Source organism: Citrobacter sp. wls711 (assembly GCF_005281055.1).
Classification (GTDB): domain Bacteria; phylum Pseudomonadota; class Gammaproteobacteria; order Enterobacterales; family Enterobacteriaceae; genus Citrobacter; species Citrobacter gillenii.
Genome location: NZ_SZXC01000069.1, coordinates 1 through 5,424 on the forward strand (window position 1 = coordinate 1; position 5,424 = coordinate 5,424).

A 5,424-nucleotide genomic window follows, 5' to 3' on the forward strand; every position below is an offset into this window, starting at 1 on the left:
TCAGGGTGCGAATGACTATATCTCGCTCAAAGCTGCCTGTCAAAGTGGTCAAGCTCTACCACAGCTCAGAGGTACAAAAAATCACCTTAACGAATGGAAGGGACTTCCCCTGGATATGCGCCTGATTAACTCTTGTGCAATCATGGGGTAAACATAGCCCCGGAGGGATTCGTTATGACCATCACGACTGTCGGTATCGATCTTGCTAAAAATGTGTTCGCTGTTCACTGCGTTGACCAACACGGTAAAACTGTTCTGGTTAAACCCAAAGTATCGCGTGCTGCCCTTCCTGAGCTGATTGCCAGTTTACCTCCCTGTGTTATCGGGATGGAGGCATGCTCCGGGGCTCACTACTGGGCAAGGTTGTTTCGGCAATATGGTCATGAACCACGGCTGATGGCTGCTAAATTTGTATCTCCTTACCGCATGGCCGGTAAATCAGGCAAAAATGATGCAGCTGATGCTCAGGCTATCTGTGAAGCAGTTCGTCGCCCGCATATGCGGTTTGTACCAGTGAAGGATGAGAGCCAGCAGGCGATGCAATGCCTACACCGTATCAGACAGGGTTTTATCGAAGAGAAAACAGCAACATATAACCGATTGAGAGGTTTGATATCGGAATTCGGTGTCATCGCCCCACAAAGTACAGATGCCCTGCGTCACATGGTTTCTGAGCAGAAGAGTTCTTTGCCACTTCAGGTTCAACAATGTGTTAATGACCTGCTGGAACACATTGATCGTATTGAAGATAATATTACTGAATATGACCGGATTTTGTCCCGCATGGCAAAAACAGATCACCGCAGCCAGCGATTGATGGAACTGAAAGGGATTGGTCCCACAACGGCCTGTGCGCTGGTCGCCAGTATCGGTAATGCACACGATTTTAAAAATGGGCGACAACTGGCAGCCTGGCTGGGACTAACGCCATCGCAGTACAGCAGTGGTGGGAAATCAAAGCTTGGCAGGATAACTAAAGCTGGCGATTCGTATCTGCGAACGCTACTGGTTCAGGGGGCTCGTTCGGTTCTGATTGGTGCCGAGAAAAGGACTGATTTATTCAGTCGTTGGGTCTGTTCACTGGTCGATCGCAGAGGATACTGGCGTGCCGTTGTAGCCATCGCCGCCAAAAACGCAAGGCTGTGCTGGGCATCATTGCATTACGGTGATGATTTCAGGCTGTACTCAGCCAGCTAAAGCACGAAACAAAATAACCATCTGACCTGCAATTCGTTGATGATAAAGGGTTAGACCCCGTGAGGCCTATCTGGCTATTGTACAGGATATACGTATCCGCTTAACGAACAAGAACCTCACGCGCGTCTTTCATCAGGGTCCGAATCGATGACGATTCATCATGGCCGTTTATAGTACCGCAGTCTCTCCCCTTTATTTTTACTGAAGAGCAGACAGAAACCATAAACACCGGCGTTGACACGCCGGGGAAGCCCTTATAGTACAATAATTTTCGATATCCAAACTGACCCCTAGATCGGCTCGGCGGTTCATTGGGTCAAGTCATTACTTTACTCGACGACCTGAAGAAACGCGGAATAACTTTCATAGCCATCAAGGACAGAATAGACACAAATGCGCCAGTTATAGGGGAAATCTATACGCATCTGATGGCGATATTCTCTAGCTTTGAACGCAACCGCAATATTGAAAGAACGCGCTCAGGCCTTGCAGCTGCACGCGCAAGGGGCCGTGTGGGAGGGAGAAAACCGTCACTTTCTGAAGAAGATGTTAAACAAATTAGAATCTTACTTGCTGATCCTGAAATGACAGTTGGTGCAGTTGCTAAGCGCTTCAACGTTTCTCGCATGACTATTTATCGCTACACCACAAAATCATGAATGACCGCAGCATGGCGGTTTTATTTTCTTATGCCCGTCAGGGCATGGAAGGCGACCTCGCCGGACTCCACCGGACACCGGCCGCAAATCGCCGGAAACCGCAATGCTGACCGGATCGCCCGGCCCAGCCCCCTCCCTGTGTATTCGCATGTATCTGATCCCCCATTCGCAAATCAGTTGATCACTCACTCGCAAATTACTTGATCACCTCCAGCAGGAAGTTTGCATCACTTCAGGGAGCGAATAATTGTATCTCAGGTACCTGTTGTCGGGCACTGTTGCAAAGTTAGCGATGAGGCAGCCTTTTGTCTTATTCAAAGGCCTTACATTTCAAAAACTCTGCTTACCAGGCGCATTTCGCCCAGGGGATCACCATAATAAAATGCTGAGGCCTGGCCTTTGCGTAGTGCACGCATCACCTCAATACCTTTGATGGTGGCGTAAGCCGTCTTCATGGATTTAAATCCCAGCGTGGCGCCGATTATCCGTTTCAGTTTGCCATGATCGCATTCAATCACGTTGTTCCGGTACTTAATCTGTCAGTGTTCAACGTCAGACGGGCACCGGCCTTCGCGTTTGAGCAGAGCAAGCGCGCGACCATAGGCGGGCGCTTTATCCGTGTTGATGAATCGCGGGATCTGCCACTTCTTCACGTTGTTGAGGATTTTACCCAGAAACCGGTATGCAGCTTTGCTGTTACGACGGGAGGAGAGATAAAAATCGACAGTGCGGCCCCGGCTGTCGACGGCCCGGTACAGATACGCCCAGCGGCCATTGACCTTCACGTAGGTTTCATCCATGTGCCACGGGCAAAGATCGGAAGGGTTACGCCAGTACCAGCGCAGCCGTTTTTCCATTTCAGGCGCATAACGCTGAACCCAGCGGTAAATCGTGGAGTGATCGACATTCACTCCGCGTTCAGCCAGCATCTCCTGCAGCTCACGGTAACTGATGCCGTATTTGCAGTACCAGCGTACGGCCCACAGAATGATGTCACGCTGAAAATGCCGGCCTTTGAATGGGTTCATGTGCAGCTCCATCAGCAAAAGGGGATGATAAGTTTATCACCACCGACTATTTGCAACAGTGCCTCATTTTCCGCATGCTGGTATTCTCTTTGATAAAAAAGTTTGGAAAAAAGGATGTAAATATATTTGGAAGAGAATTACTCATCATTTTTTCACTATATAGCCTTGCTCAAAAAGTTCTGACAACTTAGTAAGTCACGGCCTGGACTAACCACACATCAATAGATATTATAAGTATTGCCGCCGATATTCTGAAGGCGTTAAACCCGTTTGCTTCTTAAACGCGGTATTAAAGACCGATTTAGAGTTAAAGCCTGAGGAATACATAATATCAAGAATGGTCCGCTTATCTTCCGGCATTGCCAGGAGTTTTTTAGCGTGCTCTATTCGGTACTCGCTGATAAACGTAAAAAAATTCTGCTGAAACCCGTTGTTGATAATGGCTGACAGATCGTGCGGCGAGAGTTTTAACTGATGCGCAAGCTGGCTTAAGGACAGGGTGGAATCCAGAAACGGCTGATTCCGGTGCATAAATTCTGCCACCTTATCCACCTGTTCAGCCCCCCGTAACTGCGGTGCTTTAACCGGCTGAATATTCTCCAGCAGGATTTCATCTGCCTGCGTTAGCCCCATAAACGCAGCGGGTTGCCGCAGCGCACAAACTAATAACGTATTAATAAATGCAAACCCCGCTATGCTGACAACGGGCAGTACCCAACTCGTTTTATCGGTTAGCCTGAACAGATAGAAAAACAGGCAGCAAATAATACTGACTATCCAAAGTCCCGAATAACCTGACAGCAGGAAGCGGAGCCAGAGCATTTGCTGGCTGGCAATATCGGAATAAAGATGCTGAATATCCGAATTAAATGACCGCAAACGTCTGAGGGAATAGCCAAGCCAGCCGAGAAATACCCCGTGATAGGCCAATGCAAGGGGCAGTGATACTGGCATGCCCGGTAAATCCTGCTGCTGTAAGAGCGTTATTTTTGCTGAGTCAGATAACGGAACGTACAGCGTGAAAAACACAATAAGGCCAGTAGCAAACGGGATTAAGTGTACAGCATGAGCTGGCCGGATTCGAAAATGGCGATACATCAGCGAACGGGTATACAGATAGATGGCCGGTGGCTGAAGCAGAGAGATAAGCGTACCGATATAGGCGTAGTTCGGGTGTAAAAAACTCACGCCGCTACCATAGAGGAAAAGTTCACCAAAACCGGCGGCAAGGGTCAGCAGAACGATCACCAATAGCCGGTTGCTGACTTGTATGATGTTAGACGGCAAAAGAAGAAAAACAGAGAGCAATGCAGCCTGCATCATTCCTGCTGCCAGAAGAAAAACAGATAGATCATTCAGCATGCACGAGCACCAACAATTTAAAACGAGATATGAGAAACGGACGCCACACACGCTTCGTGTCAGCAGAACGTTCGACTTTACGTTTCATACGTTCGAATTTATCAATTCGAACGACTCCCGGGTTACTCGCCAGTACTCTGCAACCAAATCGGCAGAGGACTGAAATTCTGCCTCCTTTAAACACAAAAAAGCAGATGAACAGGTCGAAAGAGACCCGGGGGTATTAATATGAAAAAGCAGAAAAAGACCAGAACATCCCTGTGCGCAAGCATTATGTTCCTTGCGGGAATGACCGTAAGCACAACGGCGTTTGCCCACTGCGACAGCATGGATGGGCCTGTGATCACCGAGGCTAAAAGCGCCCTTCAGGCGCGTGCGTGATGTTACCCCATTATTAAAATGGGTACCAGAAAACCGTGAAGATGACGTCAGAAAGGCGTTTGACGAAACAATGAGTAAACAAGGCAGCAGTCAAACCTCTCAGGAAAAGGCCCAGCAAAAGCTTTTTACCACCCTGGTACGTATTCACCGTGAAGCGGAAGGTGCATCGTTTACCGGTGTAAAATCGGCAGGTCATATTCCTGTTATTGTACAAGAGGCTGATGCCGCACTTCGCACCAACAGTGTTGATAGCCTGGTGGCAAAGGTGACCGCTAACATTGAGCATGCTATCCGGGAAAAATTTACCAAAGCCGAACTCAGTAAGCAGCAGGCGAATCAATCGGTTAAGCAGGGACGCGAATATGTAAATGACTACATTCACTACATACATTTTGTCGAGGAAATAAACGAAATGGCGGAGGGTAGAGCGCCCGATACGGAGCATCAGCACTAATCATCATGCCCTTCAGAGATGCCTTTACGGCATCTCTGAACCGCGACGCTAAGGCTGTGCGAAAACGCAGCTCACCGTGCTAACCGTTGAACGATACTGAACGTTTCAGGAGCATCGTTGTGACGGTTAGCTTCGGCTAGACAACCATAATATATTGATAAACAGGGAGCGGGATTCTGGTCTGAACCGAGGGCCTCAGCTTTGCCCTACGTCACTGCAACGAAACGACTAAAATCATGGTCAATGACCAGCCCAACGGCGTCACCTTTATTGGAGATAGCGCCAACTGGTGCAAACATTCTATCATCAATGTCATTCAGAAATGGAGAGTTATCATGAAAAA

At 48.4% G+C, this 5,424-nt stretch carries 5 protein-coding genes and 1 pseudogene; 4 read left to right on the forward strand and 2 right to left on the reverse strand.

Going from position 1 to position 5,424, the window contains the following annotated elements:
- Positions 1–174 precede the first annotated feature (174 nt).
- Entirely contained in the window at positions 175–1,197 is a 1,023-nt protein-coding gene (locus FDW98_RS19945) for an IS110 family transposase (RefSeq protein WP_001572362.1), read from the forward strand.
- 311 nt (positions 1,198–1,508) lie between these two features.
- Positions 1,509–1,856 carry a helix-turn-helix domain-containing protein gene (locus FDW98_RS19950; protein WP_020833807.1) on the forward strand — a complete coding sequence of 116 codons (348 nt, stop codon included), beginning with the start codon at positions 1,509–1,511 and terminating at the stop codon, positions 1,854–1,856.
- A 323-nt stretch (positions 1,857–2,179) separates the two neighbouring features.
- On the opposite strand, the pseudogene FDW98_RS19955 reads toward FDW98_RS19950, so the two are convergent.
- A pseudogene (locus FDW98_RS19955) lies at positions 2,180–2,884 on the reverse strand (IS6-like element IS26 family transposase).
- A gap of 228 nt (positions 2,885–3,112) precedes the next feature.
- Positions 3,113–4,246, reverse strand: a complete 1,134-nt coding sequence (locus FDW98_RS19965) for an AraC family transcriptional regulator (protein WP_024143024.1) — start codon at positions 4,244–4,246, stop codon at positions 3,113–3,115.
- 228 nt (positions 4,247–4,474) lie between these two features.
- Here FDW98_RS19965 and FDW98_RS23710 point away from each other — a divergent pair, with 228 nt between their 5' ends.
- Positions 4,475–4,627 (forward strand): hypothetical protein, encoded by a 153-nt coding sequence (locus FDW98_RS23710; protein WP_020833810.1) that lies wholly within the window; start codon positions 4,475–4,477, stop codon positions 4,625–4,627.
- Positions 4,620–5,081 carry a DUF6448 family protein gene (locus FDW98_RS19970; protein ID WP_020833811.1) on the forward strand — a complete coding sequence of 154 codons (462 nt, stop codon included), beginning with the start codon at positions 4,620–4,622 and terminating at the stop codon, positions 5,079–5,081. Before FDW98_RS23710 ends, FDW98_RS19970 begins: the two co-directional genes overlap by 8 nt.
- Positions 5,082–5,424 lie beyond the last annotated feature (343 nt).